The sequence below is a fragment of the Kitasatospora sp. NPDC088351 genome (assembly GCF_040685575.1).
Lineage (GTDB): Bacteria > Actinomycetota > Actinomycetes > Streptomycetales > Streptomycetaceae > Kitasatospora.
In genome coordinates this window covers 120,690-136,522 of record NZ_JBFBIL010000009.1, presented here as the reverse complement: position 1 = coordinate 136,522, position 15,833 = coordinate 120,690, and the positions used below count along the sequence as shown (strand labels likewise).

13 protein-coding genes are annotated in these 15,833 nt (G+C 75.7%); 5 read left to right on the top strand and 8 right to left on the bottom strand.

All coding sequences use genetic code 11. The features are described from left to right. Nucleotides 1–36: 36 nt before the first annotated feature. Nucleotides 37–1,251: a nitric oxide synthase oxygenase gene (locus AB0P06_RS10070; RefSeq protein ID WP_363606513.1), complete on the top strand. Its 1,215-nt coding sequence runs from the start codon at nt 37–39 to the stop codon at nt 1,249–1,251. Here AB0P06_RS10070 and AB0P06_RS10065 read toward each other — a convergent pair. Then, nucleotides 1,194–1,952: a TetR/AcrR family transcriptional regulator C-terminal domain-containing protein gene (locus tag AB0P06_RS10065; RefSeq protein WP_363606512.1), complete on the bottom strand. Its 759-nt coding sequence runs from the start codon at nt 1,950–1,952 to the stop codon at nt 1,194–1,196. The genes AB0P06_RS10070 and AB0P06_RS10065 overlap by 58 nt on opposite strands. A 121-nt stretch (nt 1,953–2,073) precedes the next feature. On the opposite strand from AB0P06_RS10065, the gene AB0P06_RS10060 reads away from it, so the two are divergent. From AB0P06_RS10060 to AB0P06_RS10045, 4 genes are all read left to right on the top strand, one after another. Further along, nucleotides 2,074–3,222, top strand: a complete 1,149-nt coding sequence (locus AB0P06_RS10060) for an acyl-CoA dehydrogenase family protein (RefSeq protein WP_363606511.1) — start codon at nt 2,074–2,076, stop codon at nt 3,220–3,222. Nucleotides 3,223–3,352: 130 nt separating this feature from the next. Then, complete coding sequence (locus AB0P06_RS10055; protein WP_363606509.1) at nt 3,353–4,543, top strand: thiolase family protein; 1,191 nt, start codon at nt 3,353–3,355, stop codon at nt 4,541–4,543. A gap of 10 nt (nt 4,544–4,553) precedes the next feature. After that, entirely contained in the window at nt 4,554–5,312 is a 759-nt protein-coding gene (gene fabG, locus AB0P06_RS10050) for a 3-oxoacyl-ACP reductase FabG (protein ID WP_363606508.1), read from the top strand. A gap of 196 nt (nt 5,313–5,508) precedes the next feature. Beyond that, nucleotides 5,509–6,888, top strand: coding sequence for a S53 family peptidase (locus AB0P06_RS10045; RefSeq protein WP_363606507.1), 1,380 nt, complete (start codon nt 5,509–5,511; stop codon nt 6,886–6,888). Nucleotides 6,889–6,989: 101 nt separating this feature from the next. On the opposite strand, the gene AB0P06_RS10040 is transcribed toward AB0P06_RS10045, so the two are convergent. The 7 genes from AB0P06_RS10040 to AB0P06_RS10010 form a co-directional block, all read right to left on the bottom strand. Beyond that, the gene (locus AB0P06_RS10040; RefSeq protein WP_363606506.1) at nt 6,990–9,077 is read right to left on the bottom strand and encodes a hypothetical protein; all 2,088 of its coding nucleotides are present in this window, start codon (nt 9,075–9,077) and stop codon (nt 6,990–6,992) included. A 136-nt stretch (nt 9,078–9,213) separates the two neighbouring features. Then, nucleotides 9,214–9,831: a helix-turn-helix domain-containing protein gene (locus AB0P06_RS10035; protein WP_363606505.1), complete on the bottom strand. Its 618-nt coding sequence runs from the start codon at nt 9,829–9,831 to the stop codon at nt 9,214–9,216. 257 nt (nt 9,832–10,088) lie between these two features. Further along, entirely contained in the window at nt 10,089–13,895 is a 3,807-nt protein-coding gene (locus AB0P06_RS10030) for a LysM peptidoglycan-binding domain-containing protein (RefSeq protein WP_363606504.1), read from the bottom strand. Continuing rightward, on the bottom strand, nt 13,895–14,443 hold the full coding sequence (locus AB0P06_RS10025) for a hypothetical protein (RefSeq protein WP_363606503.1): 549 nt from the start codon (nt 14,441–14,443) through the stop codon (nt 13,895–13,897). The genes AB0P06_RS10030 and AB0P06_RS10025 overlap by 1 nt, the downstream gene beginning before the upstream one ends. 181 nt (nt 14,444–14,624) lie before the next feature. Next, on the bottom strand, nt 14,625–15,095 hold the full coding sequence (locus AB0P06_RS10020) for a TadE family protein (RefSeq protein ID WP_363606502.1): 471 nt from the start codon (nt 15,093–15,095) through the stop codon (nt 14,625–14,627). Continuing rightward, nucleotides 15,092–15,466, bottom strand: coding sequence for a TadE/TadG family type IV pilus assembly protein (locus AB0P06_RS10015; protein ID WP_363606500.1), 375 nt, complete (start codon nt 15,464–15,466; stop codon nt 15,092–15,094). Before AB0P06_RS10015 ends, AB0P06_RS10020 begins: the two co-directional genes overlap by 4 nt. A gap of 35 nt (nt 15,467–15,501) precedes the next feature. Next, nucleotides 15,502–15,789, bottom strand: coding sequence for a hypothetical protein (locus AB0P06_RS10010; RefSeq protein ID WP_363606498.1), 288 nt, complete (start codon nt 15,787–15,789; stop codon nt 15,502–15,504). Nucleotides 15,790–15,833 lie beyond the last annotated feature (44 nt).

Sequence of the window (15,833 nt, the reverse complement as noted above, 5' to 3'; positions counted from 1 at the left end):
CGCACACCTCCGGTACTCCTGTCCGGCAGGAGGGATGTGTCCTTGATCTTCAACCGGCTCCGTACCCGCAGACCCGTGACGGCCCCGGCCGACGGCTGCCCGTTCGCCCATGCGCACCCCGTGCCCGGGCCGCCGCTCGTTCCCGAACCCCCGCCCCGGGCGGGGCACTTCACCGACCCCGGCCAGGCCGCCGCCTTCGTCCGGCAGTTCCACCGCGAGCAGCCCGGCACCGGTGACCCGGCCGCGCGGGTCCGGGCCGTCCTCGACGAGATCGACCGCACCGGGACCTACCGGCAGACGTCCGCCGAACTCACCTACGGCGCCCGGCTCGCCTGGCGCAACGCGGCCCGCTGCATCGGCCGGCTGTACTGGCGCAGCCTGGTGGTGCGCGACCTGCGGCAGCTGTCCTCCGCCGACGACATCGCCACCGAGTGCTTCGAGCACCTGCGGCTGGCCGGCAACGGCGGCCGGATCCGCCCGGTGATCTCGGTGTTCGCCCCCGACCGGCCCGGCCGGCCGGCCGCCCGCGTCCTCAACCAGCAGCTGGTCCGCTACGCCGGCCACCCGGCCGGGGACGGCGGCTGGATCGGGGACCCGGCCGGCGCCCAGCTGACCGCCCGCGCCCGGGACCTCGGCTGGAAGTGCGGCGGGGAGCGGTTCGAGGTGCTGCCGCTGCTGGTCCAGGAGCGGCCCGGCGCCCGGCCCCGCTGGTACGGACTGCCGGACGACACCACGCTGGAGGTCCGGCTCACCCACCCCGACCACGCCTGGTTCGCGGAGCTCGGCCTGCGCTGGTACGCGGTGCCCGCGATCAGCGACATGACGCTGGAGATCGGGGGCGTCCGCTACCCCACCGCGCCGTTCAACGGCTGGTACATGGGCACCGAGATCGGCGCCCGCGACCTGGCCGACGCCGACCGGTACGACATGCTGGCGACGGTCGCCGGCCGGCTCGGCCTGGACACCTCCAGCGCGCGCACCCTCTGGCGCGACCGGGCGCTGGTGGAGCTCAACATCGCGGTGCTGCACTCGTTCCAGGAGGCCGGGGTGACCATCGCCGACCACCACACCGAGTCGGAGCGGTTCCTGCGGCACATCGCCCAGGAGCAGCGGCTGGGGCGGCCCACCCCCGCCGACTGGAGCTGGATCGTGCCCCCGGTCTCCGGTGGGCTCACCCCCGTCTACCACCGGTACTACGACCCGGTGGACCCCTCGCTGCGGCCGGCCTTCGTGGCCCGCGAGCCCTGGTGATCCGGGTGCTCCGGCTGGTCCGGCTGGTCCGGGTGGCCCGGGTGGTCCGGGTGGTCCGGGCGCCCCTGCCGGACGGTCCGTTCGTAGCGTAGGGCGAGGCCGTCGAGGAGCGCCTCCAGCCCGGTCTCGAAGGCGCCCTCGTCGACCGCCCCCCGGTGCTCCGCGAGCCGGTGGGCCTCGCCCAGGTGCGGGTAGTCGGCCGCGTCGTACAGCCCGGCGTCCTCGGGAAAACCGGCCGCGAAGGAGGCCAGCGCCGAGCCGGTGACGAAGTACCGCATCAGCGCGCCGATCCGGGTGGCCTGCCCACGCGGCCAGCCCGCCTCGACCAGGCAGCCGAAGACGGCGTCGGCCAGCCGCAGCGCGTTCGGCCGGCGCCCGGGGCCCTGGGCGAGCACCGGGACGATGTTGGGGTGCGCGGCGAGGGCGGCCCGGTAGGAGCGGGCCCAGTCGCGCAGGGCGGCGGGCCAGGGCACCCCGGCGGTGAACATCGACAGGTCGACCTCGCCCATCACGCTGTCCACCACCGCGTCCAGCAGGTCGTCCTTGGTGGCGACGTGGTTGTAGAGGGACGGCCCGCTGACCGACAGCTCGGTGGCGAGGCGGCGGGTGGAGAGCGCGTCCAGGCCCTCGGTGTCGATGAGCAGCAGAGCGGCGGTGACGATGCGCTCGCGGCTGAGCAGGGGGGTGCGCGGGCGGGCCATCGTCGCGGTTCCTCCGGTCGAGTGGGGTGGGGACCGATTCTGGCAGGCGCCTCTTCCCAGCGCGGCCCGGTCGGCGTTACAGTCCCGGTAAAACTTGCAGCGCTAGTTTAACGAGGCCGCGATGAATCTGGAGCTGTCCGAGGAGCAGGCCGCCGTCCGCGACCTGGCGGCGGCCTTCACCGACCGCGAGATCGCGCCGTACGCCGCCGCGTGGGACCGCGCCGAGTCCGTGGACCGCGCGATCGTCGGCAAGCTGGGGAGGCTCGGCTTCCTCGGCCTCACCCTCCCCGAGGAGCACGGCGGCAGCGGCGGCGACCACCTCGCCTACTGCCTGGTCCTGGAGGAGCTGGGCCGGGGCGACTCCGCCGTGCGCGGGATCGTCTCGGTCTCGCTCGGCCTGGTCGCCAAGTCGGTCGAGGCCTACGGCAGCACGGAGCAGAAACGGCACTGGCTGCCCCGGCTCACCTCCGGCGAGGCGCTCGGCTGCTTCGCGCTCACCGAGCCCGGCACCGGCTCCGACGCCGCCGCCCTCACCACCCGGGCCGTCCGGGACGGCGGGGACTGGCTGATCACCGGCGCCAAGACGTTCATCACCAACGGGACGTGGGCGGACGTCGCCCTGCTCTTCGCCCGCACCGGGGAGGCCGGCCACCGCGGCATCACCGCCTTCCTCGTCCCGACCGGCCTGCCCGGCTTCGCCCGCACCGAGATCCACGGCAAGCTCGGCCTGCGCGGCCAGGCCACCGCGGAACTCGCCCTCGATGCCGTCCGCGTGCCCGACAGCGCCCGGCTCGGCCCCGAGGGCAAGGGCTTCACCGTGGCGATGGCCGCCCTCGCCAAGGGCCGGATGTCCGTCGCGGCCGGCTGCGTCGGCATCGCCCGGGCCTGCCTGGAGGCCGCCGTCCGGTACGCGGGCGAGCGCGAGCAGTTCGGCCGGCCGATCGCCGCGCACCAGCTGGTGCAGGAGCTGCTCTCCGACATCGCGGTGGACGTCGAGGCCGCCCGGCTGCTCACCTGGAAGGCCGCCGACCACATCGACCGCGGCCTGCCGTTCGCCACCGAGTCCTCCGTCGCCAAGCTCTACGCGAGCGAGGCCGCCGTCCGGGCCGCCAACAACGCGCTCCAGGTGTTCGGCGGCTACGGCTTCACCGACGAGTACCCCGTCGGCCGGTACCTGCGCGACGCGCGGGTGATGACCCTCTACGAGGGCACCAGCCAGATCCACAAGCTGCTCATCGGGCGGGCGCTCACCGGCGTCAACGCCTTCTGAGCCGGGGAGAACCCCCCGCCCGGGGAGAACCCCCGCCGCACCGACACCGCGACCGACACCGCGATCGAGATCGAGATCGACACCATGATCGACAAAGCGATATCGACAAAACGATAAGGAGCCCGACGACGTGCGTCCTGTCTACTTCGCCGCAGCCCGCCGCACACCCATCGGCCGGCTGCGCGGAGCGCTCGCCACGGTCCGCCCCGACGACCTCTCGGCCACCGTGCTGCGCGCCCTGCTCGCCGACGTACCCACCCTCGACCCGGCCCGGATCGACGACGTCTACTGGGGCGCCGCCAACCAGGCCGGCGAGGACAACCGCAACGCCGCGCGGATGGCCGTCCTGCTGGCCGGCCTCCCCGACACCGTGCCCGGCGCCACCGTCAACCGGCTCTGCGCCTCCGGCCTGGAGGCCGTCACCATGGCCGCCCGGGCGATCGGCTCCGGCGAGGCCGACGTGGTGCTGGCCGGCGGCTGCGAGTCGATGACCCGAGCGCCCTTCGTCCTCCCCCGCCCCGACGAGGCGCTGCCGCACCGGATCGAGACCTACGACACCCGGCTCGGCTGGCGGCTCACCAACCCCCGGATGGCCGACCTGCACGGCGTGCTCAGCATGGGCGAGACGGCCGAGGAGGTCGCCGTCCGCCACGGCATCGGCCGGGAGCGCCAGGACGCCTTCGCGCTGCGCAGCCACCAGCGGGCCGCCGCCGCCCGCAAGGACGGACACTTCGACGCCGAGCTGATCCCGGTCGAACGCCCGGACGGGGTGACGGTCCACCAGGACGAGGGCATCCGCGAGGACACCAGTCTGGAGAAGCTGGCCCGGCTGAAGCCGGCCTTCCGCCCGGGCGGCACGGTGACGGCGGGCAACGCCTCGCCGATGAACGACGGCGCGGCCGGGCTGGTGCTGGTCAGCGAGGAGGCCCTGGCCGGGCTGGGCCTCCGGCCGCTCGGCCGGTACGTCGCGGGCGCCTCGGCCGGGGTGCACCCGGACGTGATGGGCATCGGCCCGGTGCCGGCCACCCGGAAGGCGCTCGGGCGGGCCGGCTGGTCGATCGACTCGCTGGAGGAGGCCGAGCTCAACGAGGCGTTCGCCGCCCAGGTGCTGGCCGGCACCGACCAGCTGGGCCTCGACCCGGAACTGGTCAACCCGACCGGCGGGGCGATCGCGCTCGGCCACCCGCTGGGCGGCTCCGGCGCCCGCATCCTCACCACCCTGCTGCACCGGATGCGCCGCACCGGCGCCGGGCGCGGGTTGGCCACCATGTGTGTGGGCGTCGGTCAGGGCACCGCCGTCCTCGTCGAGAACGTCTCTTGAGGGAGTTGCTGTGACTCGTTTCGCAGGCAGGGTCGCCGTCGTCACCGGTGCGGCGCAGGGCATCGGCGCGGCCACCGCGCGGCTGCTGGCGGAGGAGGGCGCGGCCGTGGCCGTGGTCGACCTGAGCGCCGAGCGGGCCGCCGGGACGGCCGGGGAGATCACCGCCAAGGGCGGCACCGCGCGGGCGTACGGCTGCGACGTAGCCGACTACGAGGCGGTGGAGGCCGTCTTCGCCGAGATCGCCCGGGACCTCGGCGGGGTGCACATCCTGGTGAACAACGCCGGGATCACCCGGGACAACCTGTTCTTCAGGATGCCCAAGGCCGACTGGGACGCGGTGCTGACGGTCAACCTGACCAGCGCCTACAACTGCTGCCACGTCGCCCAGACCTACATGGTGGCGCAGAAGTACGGCAAGATCGTCTCGCTCAGCTCGCGCTCGGCCCTCGGCAACCGGGGCCAGGCCAACTACGCCGCCGCCAAGGCCGGGATCCAGGGGCTGACCGCCACCCTGGCGATCGAGCTGGGCCCGTTCAACATCAACGTCAACGCCGTCGCCCCCGGCTACATCGCCACCCCCATGACGGCCGCCACGGCCGAACGGGTCGGCGCCACCGCGGAGGAGCACCAGGCGGACGCCTCCGCCCGGACGCCGCTGCGGCGGGTCGGGCGCCCCGAGGAGGTCGCCTCGGTGGTGGCCTTCCTGGCGAGCGAGGACGCCTCGTACGTCAGCGGGCAGACTCTGTACGTCAATGGTGGAGCCCGGTGAGATGATCTGACGTTTCATCAGCATGCCGTCCCCGGTGCCGGGTTACCTTCACCTGGGACGGCCTTTACCTTTTCCCGTGGTCAGGCATGACCATGCCGACGGTTCCAAATGACTATGGCATGATCATGCGGCTCTCGATGGGATGGCCGGACCGACCCGACCGGACCAGGTCGGGCCCTGCGTCCCAAGGAGTCCCATGGGCAGCCCCGCCACCCTCCGCCGCGCCCTGGCCCTGTTCGCCGCCGGGGCCACCGCCCTCACGGCCGCCAGTGTCTCCGTGCCGGCGCTCGGCGCCGCCTCCGCCGCGTCCCCCGCCTCCGCGCACCCGGCGTCCGGCGTCCACGTCCGCCCCGCCTCCAGCGGCCACACCAGCGCCGTCGGGCGGCCGGCCCCGCTGTCCACCTCGCAGTGCGTCAGCCAGATCGGCATCCACTGCTACTCCCCGCTCCAGTACCGGACCGCCTACAACCTGGACCCGCTGTACCAGGAGGGTGTCACCGGCAAGGGCCGCACCATCGTCATCGTCGACTCCTTCGGCTCGCCGACCATCCAGCACGACCTGGAGGTCTTCGACAAGCAGTGGGGCATCCCGGACACCCAGGTCGAGGTGGTCAAGTGGGGCAACGTCCCGGTCTTCGACCCCACCAACCCCGACCACACCGGCTGGGCCGGCGAGACCACCCTGGACGTCGAGTACGCCCACGCCATCGCCCCCGACGCGCACATCGTCCTGGTGGAGACCGGCGTCGCCGAGACCGAGGGAACGACCGGTCTGCCCGAGATGATGGACGCCGAGCGGGCCCTCATCAAGTCCGGCCGGGCCGACGTGATCTCGCAGAGCTTCGGCGCCACCGAGAACACCTTCCCCGGCTACGACAAGGGCGACTTCAAGCCCCTGACCGACCTGCGCTACGCCTTCAAGGAGGCCGCCGCCCGCGACGTCACCGTGCTCGCCGCCTCCGGCGACAACGGCGCGACCGACGCCCAGGAGAACGGCACCGACCTCTACCCGTACCGGGTCAACTCCTGGCCGTCCTCCGACCCGCTGGTCACCTCGATCGGCGGCACCCAGCTCAGCCTGGACGACGCCGGCAAGCGGACCGCGCCCGACAAGGTCTGGCACGACAAGTACGGCGCGGGCGGTGGCGGGGTCTCCGGCATCTTCGAGCGCCCCTTGTACCAGGCCGGCGTCGCCAACGTCACCGGCAACCACCGCGGCACCCCCGACATCAGCATGAGCGCGGCCGTGGACGGCGGCGCCTGGACGTACGAGTCGTACGACCCGACCTCGGTCGGCTGGCACCTCACCGGCGGCACCAGCGAGGCGACCCCGATCTTCTCCGGCGTCGTCGCCCTCGCCGACCAGCTCGCCGGGCACCGCCTCGGCCAGCTCAACTGGCGCCTCTACGGCCTCGACCTGCTCCCGCAGCAGTGGAGCGGCCTGGTCGACGTGACCACGGGCGACAACTCCTGGGACACCGTGACGGGCTACCAGGCCGCGAAGGGCTACGACCTCGCCAGCGGCCTCGGCACCATCGACGGGGCGAAGTTCGTCCACGCGATCGCCGGGCGGTAACCGCTCGACCGGCTCTTGACAGGACGGAGTGGGAAGTCGGCCGGCCGACTTCCCACTCCGTCGTCATGTCCGGGGCGGGCCGGTTCGGGGGCGCCGGCCCCTCAGACGCGGTCGGCCGCGGCGAGCTGGGCCAGGTGGCGTTCGGCCGCGCGGAGCTTGCGGCCGTCCGGGCCCGGCAGGCAGGCGCGGAGCTCGATGATCCCGGGGGCGATCCGGATGGCCTCCGCCCGGTCCTGGATCGCCCGCCAGCAGGCCTCGGCGTTGGTGGCCGCCTGCTGGGTCTCCGGGTGGTCCGGGCCCTGGGAGCGGAGCAGCGTCAGGGCCACCTCGCGGTAGATGTCCGCCGCCTCGGCCGTCTTCCCGGCGAGCCGGCACACATGCGCCCGGACCTGCCGCACCTGGAGCACGGGCGCGGAGACGGCGCCGTGCTCGGCGGTCGCCTCCAGTTCGAGGGCGAGGGCGAGATCGGTGGCGGCGGCGTGCTCCCCCGCGTCGGCGCTGCGGACGATCCGGCCGATCACCTCGCGGTAGTCGGCGCGGGGTGCGGGGGCGAGCCGGGGCTCGGGCTGAGGCTCGTGATCGGGCGCGGGCACGGTGTCCTCGGGCTCGGCGTCCACCGGCGTGACCCCGGCCGGTCCGGCGTCACCGGGCCGGCCGTCGGCCGGCACCTCGGCAGCGGGCTCGACGGCCGGCACGGCGCCGGCCGGTTCCGGGGCGGTCGGCGGCGCGGCCTCGGCGGGCACGGCGTCGGCGGGCACGGCGTCCGACGGTTCGGCCGCCGACGGCAGCGGGTCCGAAGGCACGTCGTCCGAAGGCACCGCATCCGCCGGGAGCGCCTTGTCCAGCGTCACCCCGACCGGGGCCGACGGCTGCCAGGCGTACGGCTTCAGCAGGCTGACGGGCCGGGCCGGCCGCGGAGGGGTGGGGGCGATGTGGGCCTTCAGCAGGTTCACCGGCCCCTCGGGCGGCGTCCCGGCCCCGGCTGCGGCCGGCACGACAGCCACCGGGGCCATCGGGGCCACCACGGACACGGCCACCGGCGTACCCGCGGCGGCGCCCGGCGCGAACGCGGCCGCGGCGGGCTTGTCCAGGGTGACGGGCGGCCGCGGCTCGGGGGTGTCGTGCGGGGCGGCCGGGCGGGGCAGGACGGCGGCCGGGCCCGGGCCGTCGTACGGGACGGCGTCCGGCAGGGGGCCGTCGGCGCGGCGGGCGGTGTTGCGGAAGATCGGGCGGTCGGGCGCGTGGGTGGCCAGGATGACGACGTCCGGGCGGAGCACCGAGTACACCTGCTGGCGCAGCTGTTCGGGCGCCAGGACGGCATCGGCGCCGGGGCGGCCGCCGTGCAGCGCCTCGATCAGGGCGCGGGTGAAGGTACCGATCTGCTCCGGGTCCGGGCTGACCACCGCCCAGAGCGGGAGGCCGTCGGCGAGCGGCGAGACGGTGCCCTGGAGGAACGGCCAGGCCTGCTGGTCCGCGCTCAGGTCGGCGATGACGAGGGTCTGCCACTCCGCCGGGCGGTGGCGCAGCTCGGCGGCGATGGACTGCCAGGCGAGGCCGTCCTGCCGGACGCTGCCGGGCTTGGAGTCGCGCAGGGTGAGGTGGAGCTGACCGCCGCGCTTGTCGGCGAGCAGGTGGCCGCCGAGATGGACGAGCAGCGGTCCGGGGTGGCGGGCGGCGGCGCGCAGGTGGGCCAGCACGGTGTGCGGGTCGCTGGCGCCGGGGAGGTGGACGGCGTCCACGGCGTCCGCCGCGAGCAGCACCTGCGGTTGCACGGCGGCGAGCATCGCGGACAGCACGGGCGCCTGCGCGGGCCCGCCGCGGCCCCAGGTGCGGCGGCCGGAGGTGCCGTAGCCGCCTTCGACCACCAGGATCCGCCCGCGCGGCGCGGTGCCGAAGCCGTTGGCGCCGGCCAGGCCGACCACGCCGTGGGCGGGGGTGGCGCCGGGCAGGCCGACCGGCGGCGGCGTCGCCGAGGGCGGTGGGACCACGGCGGGCATCCCGGTGACGGTCCATCCGGTGGGCGGCGCGGGCGGCGGGGCGGGGACCGGCGCCGGGGGTTCGTAGAGGGCGGCGGGGCCGGGTGGATGCTCCTCGTACGGGTTGCGCGGCGCACCGGGCGGTACGGCGTCCCAGGGCCCCGCGTCCGCCAGCGGATCGGGACCTCCCGGGACAGCTGTCGTTTCCGCCATCTCTGGTCACCGCCCACCCCGCCGCTCAGCGGCGTCTGATGCCCTTGCCCCGTGGTGCCTGCCACCACGCCGTTTTCCGCCACCCTACGAGATCCCGGCTCACCCGAGCCAGGCCGGGTGGGCGGTCGGCGGACCGTCAGGGTCCTTCGGGTACACCCGGTCCGACTGTCCGTCCGTCGGAGGCGCGCGGAGGCGTCGCCGCGCGGGGGCGCACTCCGGTGACCACGAGGTCGAGCAGGTGCCGGGCCTGTCGCTCCCGGTCCTGACCGTGGGCGGTGGCGATCGCGATCGCGTTGGCCAGGCCGAGCAGTTCGGAGACCGTGACGTCCGCCCTTGCCGCACCCGCCCGCTGGGCCCGGCGCAGGAGTTCGGCACCGGTCGCGCGCACCCGGTCGTGTCGTGCTTCGATCCGGTCGCCGGGCTCGGCGAGCTCCTCCGACAGGAGCACGGCCAGCCCGCGGAAGGTGCCGCTGTGCCGGACGACGGCCAGCAGCCAGGCTTCCAGGGCCGGGCCCGGCGGGAGTTCGGCCGACAGCCGGTCCGCCCGGGCACACAGGCCGCGGACCTGCTCGTCCAGGACGGCCGCGGCCAGTGCCCGGCGCCCCCGGAAGTGGCGGTGCAGCGTCGCCGAGCCGACCCCGGCGTGCCGGGCGATCCGCTCCAGGGAGACCAGCACCCCCTCGTCGGCGAACATCAGCCTGCTGTTCAGCGGACCGGAGGAGGCGGTCCAGCGGGTCGCCGCCGTGGCGGCCACCCTGGCGGCCGCGGTCGAGCGGGGGGGTGGCGGCCGGTGCCGTCGTGGTGATGCCCGCCCAGCCCACGCCCAACGGCCACCGCGCGGTCCTGCGCCACCCCGGCGGCGGTGTGGACGAGTACGTCGGCCCCTGAACCGACCGAGCACCCGGGCCTTGTCCATCGGCCCGGGAGATCCGGGGCCGTGCGCACCGGGCGCCCGGCTCGGCCCGCCCGTCGTGCTCACGGAATCGTGGGTTTCCGTGAGCACGGCGGTGGTCACGAGCCCGAGAGGAGGTCGCGCAGGAGGGCGACGGTGTCGGCGTCGAGGTCGCGGCCGGTGCGGCGGCTGAGGGCGTCGAGCCGGTTGACCGCGCGGACGAGCTGGTCGCGGGCGCCGGCGGAGGCGTAGGCGTAGAACAGGTCGCGGTGCAGGAGTTCGACGTCCGGGGCGACGGCGAGGCCGCGGAAGACGGCGGCCTCGGCGCTGCGGTGGTCGCCGTACTGGAGGCGGCGGGCGGCGAGTTCGTGGGCGGTGTCGACGATCGCGGCGATCATGTCCTGCCGCTCGGCCTCGGCCCAGCCGTACGCGGCGGGCGGGGCCTCGGCGAACGGGGCTCCCCGGACCAGGGCGAGGGCGTGGGCGAGGGCCGCGTCCGCCGTGGCGCTGGTGCTGCGCATACCCCGGCGGTAGAGGCTGCGGAACTCGTCCCAGTCGCAGGTGACGGTCGGGGCGAAGGCGTAGCCCTCGGTGGTGTCGATGGGCAGGAAGGCGCGCCCCTCGGTCGAGTTGCCGAACCAGGCGGCCAGGTCGGCGAGTTTGCCGGGCAGCGGGCTCTTGGCGTCGGCGACGGTGGGGTGCGGGTCGAGGTGGGCCGCGCCGGGGTGCAGGTCGTGGTCGAGCGCGGCGTGGTCGGCGCCGGGGCGCAGCGCCAGGTAGGCGGCGAGCTCGGTGAGCCGCAGCAGGGCGGTCGGGTCGGCCGTGCCGCTCGTGCACGCCACGTCGACGGGGCCGAGGAGGCGGATCCGGGGGGCGGTGCGGACGGCGTGCGCCTCCGGGGAGCGGAGGATGGCGAGCAGGTCGTCGCTGTCGGAGCGGCCGGAGGAGGTGCGGGCCACCGGGGCGACGGCGGCCGGACCGGGCTCGGCGGCCGGACCGGCAGCCGACTCGGTGGCAGGCTCGGGCTCGGCTGCGGCTGCGGGGGACGGTTCGGGGGACGGTTCCGGGCGGGCCGGGACGCGCGGGTCGGTGCCGGTGGGCGCGGGCGCGGGATCGTGGGTCGGCAGGGGTTCGGCGGGCGGCTGCGGCGGCACCGGCCGGGCGGGGTCCACGGGCTCGACCGGCGACACCGGGGCCACCGACGGCACCGAGGCCACCGGGACGACCGCCTCGACGGCGGCGGGCAGTCGGAGGTTCTGCGTGGTCTCGTCGATGTCCGGCTCGGCATCCGGCCCGACGTCGAACCCGGCGGCCGGTCCCGCGTCCGGCCCGGCGTCGCCCGTCCGGGCGGGCGGCACGGCGGGGGTGCCGGCCCGCCGGCCGAGGCCGTTGACGATGTAGCGGGCCCCCGGCGCGGCGGGCGCGGCCGGGTCGGTGCCCGCGAAGGGGCTGGCGCCGGTGCCGATGACCCGGGCGATCAGCCGCGGACCGGCCGCCTCGGTGCCGCCGTCCACCTCGCCGGAGGTCTCCGTGCGCGCGCCGACGGCGGCCAGCACCGGTACCCCGGAGGGGAGTTCGGCCGGTTCGAGGTCGGTGCCGGGGCCGTCCAGGGTCCAGGCGGGGGCGGGGTGCTGGGTGGTGTCGTCGGCGGCCCTGAGCAGTTCGGAGACCTGCTCGTACTGCCGGGTGGTCAGGCGCTGGAGCTCCAGGGTGAGGTGCAGCCCGGGGATGGTGGCCTGGCCGGTGGAGGGCAGGGTCCAGCGGGCGACCGGGCCGGTGCCGCGCTCGGGCGCGCGGGTGACCACGGCGACGCACGTCCGGGGGCGGGCGTCGAGCAGGCGGCCGAGTTCGGCCGGGATCTCGCCACCGGGCTGCTGGGCGCAGAGCACGATCTCCGGGACCCAGGACTCGTCGGCCTGGCCGCGGCTGCGCGCGTCCCGGGGGCTGGCGGCCTCGGCGGCGACCAGCGTGGCGCGGGCCTTGGCGGTGCGCGGGCCGAGCGCGGTGAGGGCGGCCTCCAGGGTGGGGTGGCGGTGGACGCGCTCGGCGGCCGGGCCGCTGATCGGCAGTTCCTCGACGAGGTCCACCAGGTGCAGGTGGAGGCGGTCGGCGAGCGGGCTGTGGGCCAGCTCGATGGCGAGGGTGCGCAGCACGTCCCGGGCGTCGTCCGGGTGGCCGGACAGGTGGAGCAGCCGGACGGTCTCCAGGTCGGCGAGGACCACCGAACCGTCCGGCGAGGAGCCGAGGGTGACCAGGGCCGGGTAGGGCGCGGCGGTCTTGCGGGCCTGGGCGGGCGAGAGCAGTTCGCCGGAGTCGGCGGCGCACCACCAGATGTTGGGCGTGTGGGCGGCGCGGAACGGGGCGATCGGGGCGGCCGGGCCGGCGAGGTGCAGCTCGACCGTGCGGCCCGCGGTGATCCGGGCGGCGACGATGGCGGGCAGCCGCTTGCCGCCGCGCACGGTGTTGCGGGCCATGGTGCGCAGGGCGCGGTCGAGCAGGTCGAGGCCGCTGTCGTCCTGGCGGGCCTTGAGCTCGGCCTCGAAGGCGGCGGCCGGGGCGGCGGGCATGGCGATGCGGTGCCGGGGACGGCGGGCGCGCAGCTGGGCGCCGCGCTTGCGGGCGACGGCACCGACCATGACGGCGGCGAGCAGGACGCCGACGGTGGAGGCGGCGAGGGCGACGGTGTAGTCGTCGCTCGTGGCGTCCTCGGCGTGGGCGGCGGGGGCCTGGCCCGGTGCCTGGCCGGGGGCCTGCGTCGCGGGCGCGGGGGCCGGGGCGGGCGCCTGGGTGGCGGGGGCGGACGGCGCGGGGGCCGGAGCCTGGTCGGCGGGAGCCGGGGCCGGAGCGGGTGCGGGCGCGGGAGCAGGCGTGGCCGCCCCCGGGACGGTCAGCACCATCCCCGGCACCACCACGTCCGGGTCCGTCAGCCGCTCGCCGTCCGGCGCCTGGGCGCCCTTGTTCGCCTCGAACAGCTGCGGCCAGGCCTCGGCGTCGCCCAGCTCCCGCTGCGCGATGCCCGACAGACTGTCCCCGGCGGCGACCGTCACCGTGGCGTGCCCGGCGCCGGTGGTCCCGGACTGCGGTGCGGTCGGAGCCGGCGGCGCGGGGGCCGGGGCGGGCGCCGGTGCCGGGGCCTTGGCGTCGCCCGGCATCAGCAGCTCCCAGCCGGGCTGGATCGGCCGGTCCGCGTCGAAGCGGATTCCCGAACCGTCCATCACCCGGCCGTCGTTGAGCTTGGCGATCTCCACCCAGCGCTCCCCCGAGCCGAGTTGACGCTCGGCGATGGACCAGAGGCTGTCGGCCGGGCGGCTGTCGCGCACGGTGTAGGTGGGGTTCTGCTCGGCGGCGGGCGTCAGCGCGGGCGCCGCCTGCGCGGCGGTCAGCGCGGCCCGCTGCACGCCGGCGGTCAACTGGGCCGGGGCCGAGGCGGCCGGGGCCCGGTCGGGGGCGGCGGCGAAGGCCGAACCGGCGACCGGCAGCAGGGCGATCACCGAACCGACCAGCCCGGCCGCGACCCGCTGGCTCCAGCCGAACGCCGGGATCCGCCGGGCGATCCGGCCGCGCAGCTGGGCCGGGATCTCCAGCAGGACGGAGAGCGCGAAGCAGAGCCACCCCAGCCAGCCGATCGCGACCAGCAGCCAGAGGAAGAGCCGCCCGTCGTCCGGGCTGGTCAGCGCCTGGCCGAGGCCGTCCGGCGCGACCTCGCCCATCGCGGCCACCGCCTGGGTGCCGTAGAGCAGCAAGGCGGGGACGCCGACCAGCAGGCCGAGCAGGGCGACCAGCGCGGCGAGCGCGGTGAGTACGGATCCACCGCGGCCGCGGCGGGGCGGCAGCGGCGCCGGCCGGCGGCCGGGCGCCGGGGAGGCTGGCCCGCCACGGGCCGAACGTCCGGCTCGGGCTTGGTCCTTGGCACGTGGCGCGGCCATCAGTCGGTCTCCGCTTTCTCGACTCCGTGGACGAGGGTCGCACTGCCCTTGCCCGTCACCTTCTGTTTGCCGAGTTCGCCCAGCAGGGCCGGCCGGTAGTCCGCCTGCACCGTGATGGTGACGACCGAACCGTCGCCGGAGAACTCGACGTTGTGGACGGCGAGGCCGTACAGGCCGAGGTAGCTGTTGGCGGCCTCTTTGACGTACTCCTGCTTGACCCGGTACCCCTCGCCCTGGAGCACGGCGGCCTCGTCGAGCTGCTGGCCGCCCACCCGGGCGGCCTCCTGGGCGTAGCCGTCGGTCCGTTCGGCGACCCGCAGCCGGCCACCTGCGTCGATGACCAGGGCGATCACCAGGACCAGGAACGCGGCGCAGATCGCCACGAAGATCGCGATCGCACCCTGGTCCGACCGGCCGCGCCGGGCACCCAGGGCACGCAGGAAGCCCCGGCCACGCGGGACACCCGAGTCACCCGGGCCACGCAGGCCGTCCCGCCCGCCCGGGGCACCCCGGCCAGCCGGGCCGTCTCCCACGGGTGTGCGCACCATCACGCCCCCTCCCGCACGTTCGTCTCCCCACCGGCTCCCTCGGGAACCGTTCCGCTTCGTACCGTCATCCCCCGGGCGCTCTCCGCTTGCGTCTCCCCCGCGCGGGCCGTTCCCAATCCCCGGGCTGTCACCAATCCCCGGCGGGGGTATCCCGTCGGGCCCCGCCCGGGCCCACTCCCGGTCACTCGCCGCGGTACCGGTCGAGGACGGAGGTGAACTCCCCGACGAGGTGCTTCGTCAGCGGCATCCTCGGCCCGAACAGCAGGTCGTCCAGGCCGACGTCGCAGCGCACCGTCACCTTGACGGTCCTGATCGCCCTGCCCCGGACCTCGATCTGGCCGTCCGTGGCCTGGACGTCCAGGCCGCGGCAGTCGACGCCCTGCTGGCGCAGGGTGTCCACGGCCGTCGTCCGGGCCAGGTCCCTCGTGCTCTCCACGCCGCGCGCCATCGAGACCGTCCGGGCCGCCGAGCGGGCCGCCGCCTCCACCGTGCCGGCCGTGGTCTGCACCCGGCCGGCGGCGATGGCCACCAGGATCAGGCCGACGACGCCCGGGGCGACGATCGCCGCCTCGATCGCCACCCCGCCGCCGTCCCGCCCGCGGGCCGACCGCCGCGCGCGGGTGGTCCGCCACCACCGGGCCGATCGCCTCACGGCGCCGCCTTCGGGGGGACGAACCGCTCGCGTGGCGCCTCGGCGTGCTGGGTGATGGTCGGCGGAGTGACGCCGGGTATCAGGATCGGCGGCGTCACTTCGACGGTGACCCTGATCAGCACCGGCGTACTCCCGTCCGTGCTCACGCGGTAGTCGCGCTCGCCCTGCCGGCCGAGGAAGTCCTCGGCCTGCCGCCTCGCCGCGGCGTCCTTCACCGCGTCGCTCGCGTTCCCCTGCACCCGGCCGGCGTCCACACCCTCGCGGGCGGCGGTGAGCGCGAGTTGGCGGTTGTACCACCACATCGAGCCCTGGACGACGATCAGGACGAGCAGGAGCACCACGGGGAAGACGATGGCCAGGCTCAGGCTCATCGCCCCGCGGTCGGTGCGGCGACGGGGTCGGCGAATCACCCGGTCGCACCTCCCGCGCCCGCGCCCGGCAGGTTCGGGTCCTCCTTGACCTTGTTCACGACCTTGTCCTTCAGCGCGTACAGGGCCACCGCGACGGCCCCGGCGACGAAGACCAACGCGATGATCGCCAGGGCGAGTTCGATGCTGATGGCACCGCGGTCGCCACGGGCCCGGGCGGCGCGCAGCCGGCCCACCCGGAAGTGGAAGAGCAGCAGGGCGAACTGGACGGGTAGCAGGGCCGGCCGGATCAACCGGCCTGCCAGGTTCTTCAGTTGGACGTTCATCGGGACTCCCGGGGTGTGGTGTGGTGACTGCTGATCACAACTGC

Coding starts and splice junctions, on each gene's coding strand:
- AB0P06_RS10065 (WP_363606512.1), bottom strand. CDS start 1,952: ATGGCCCGCCCGCGCACCCCCCTGCTCAGCCGCGAGCGCATCGTCACC.
- AB0P06_RS10060 (WP_363606511.1), top strand. CDS start 2,074: ATGAATCTGGAGCTGTCCGAGGAGCAGGCCGCCGTCCGCGACCTGGCG.
- AB0P06_RS10045 (WP_363606507.1), top strand. CDS start 5,509: ATGGGCAGCCCCGCCACCCTCCGCCGCGCCCTGGCCCTGTTCGCCGCC.
- AB0P06_RS10040 (WP_363606506.1), bottom strand. CDS start 9,077: ATGGCGGAAACGACAGCTGTCCCGGGAGGTCCCGATCCGCTGGCGGAC.
- AB0P06_RS10030 (WP_363606504.1), bottom strand. CDS start 13,895: ATGGCCGCGCCACGTGCCAAGGACCAAGCCCGAGCCGGACGTTCGGCC.
- AB0P06_RS10025 (WP_363606503.1), bottom strand. CDS start 14,443: ATGGTGCGCACACCCGTGGGAGACGGCCCGGCTGGCCGGGGTGCCCCG.
- AB0P06_RS10015 (WP_363606500.1), bottom strand. CDS start 15,466: ATGAGCCTGAGCCTGGCCATCGTCTTCCCCGTGGTGCTCCTGCTCGTC.
- AB0P06_RS10010 (WP_363606498.1), bottom strand. CDS start 15,789: ATGAACGTCCAACTGAAGAACCTGGCAGGCCGGTTGATCCGGCCGGCC.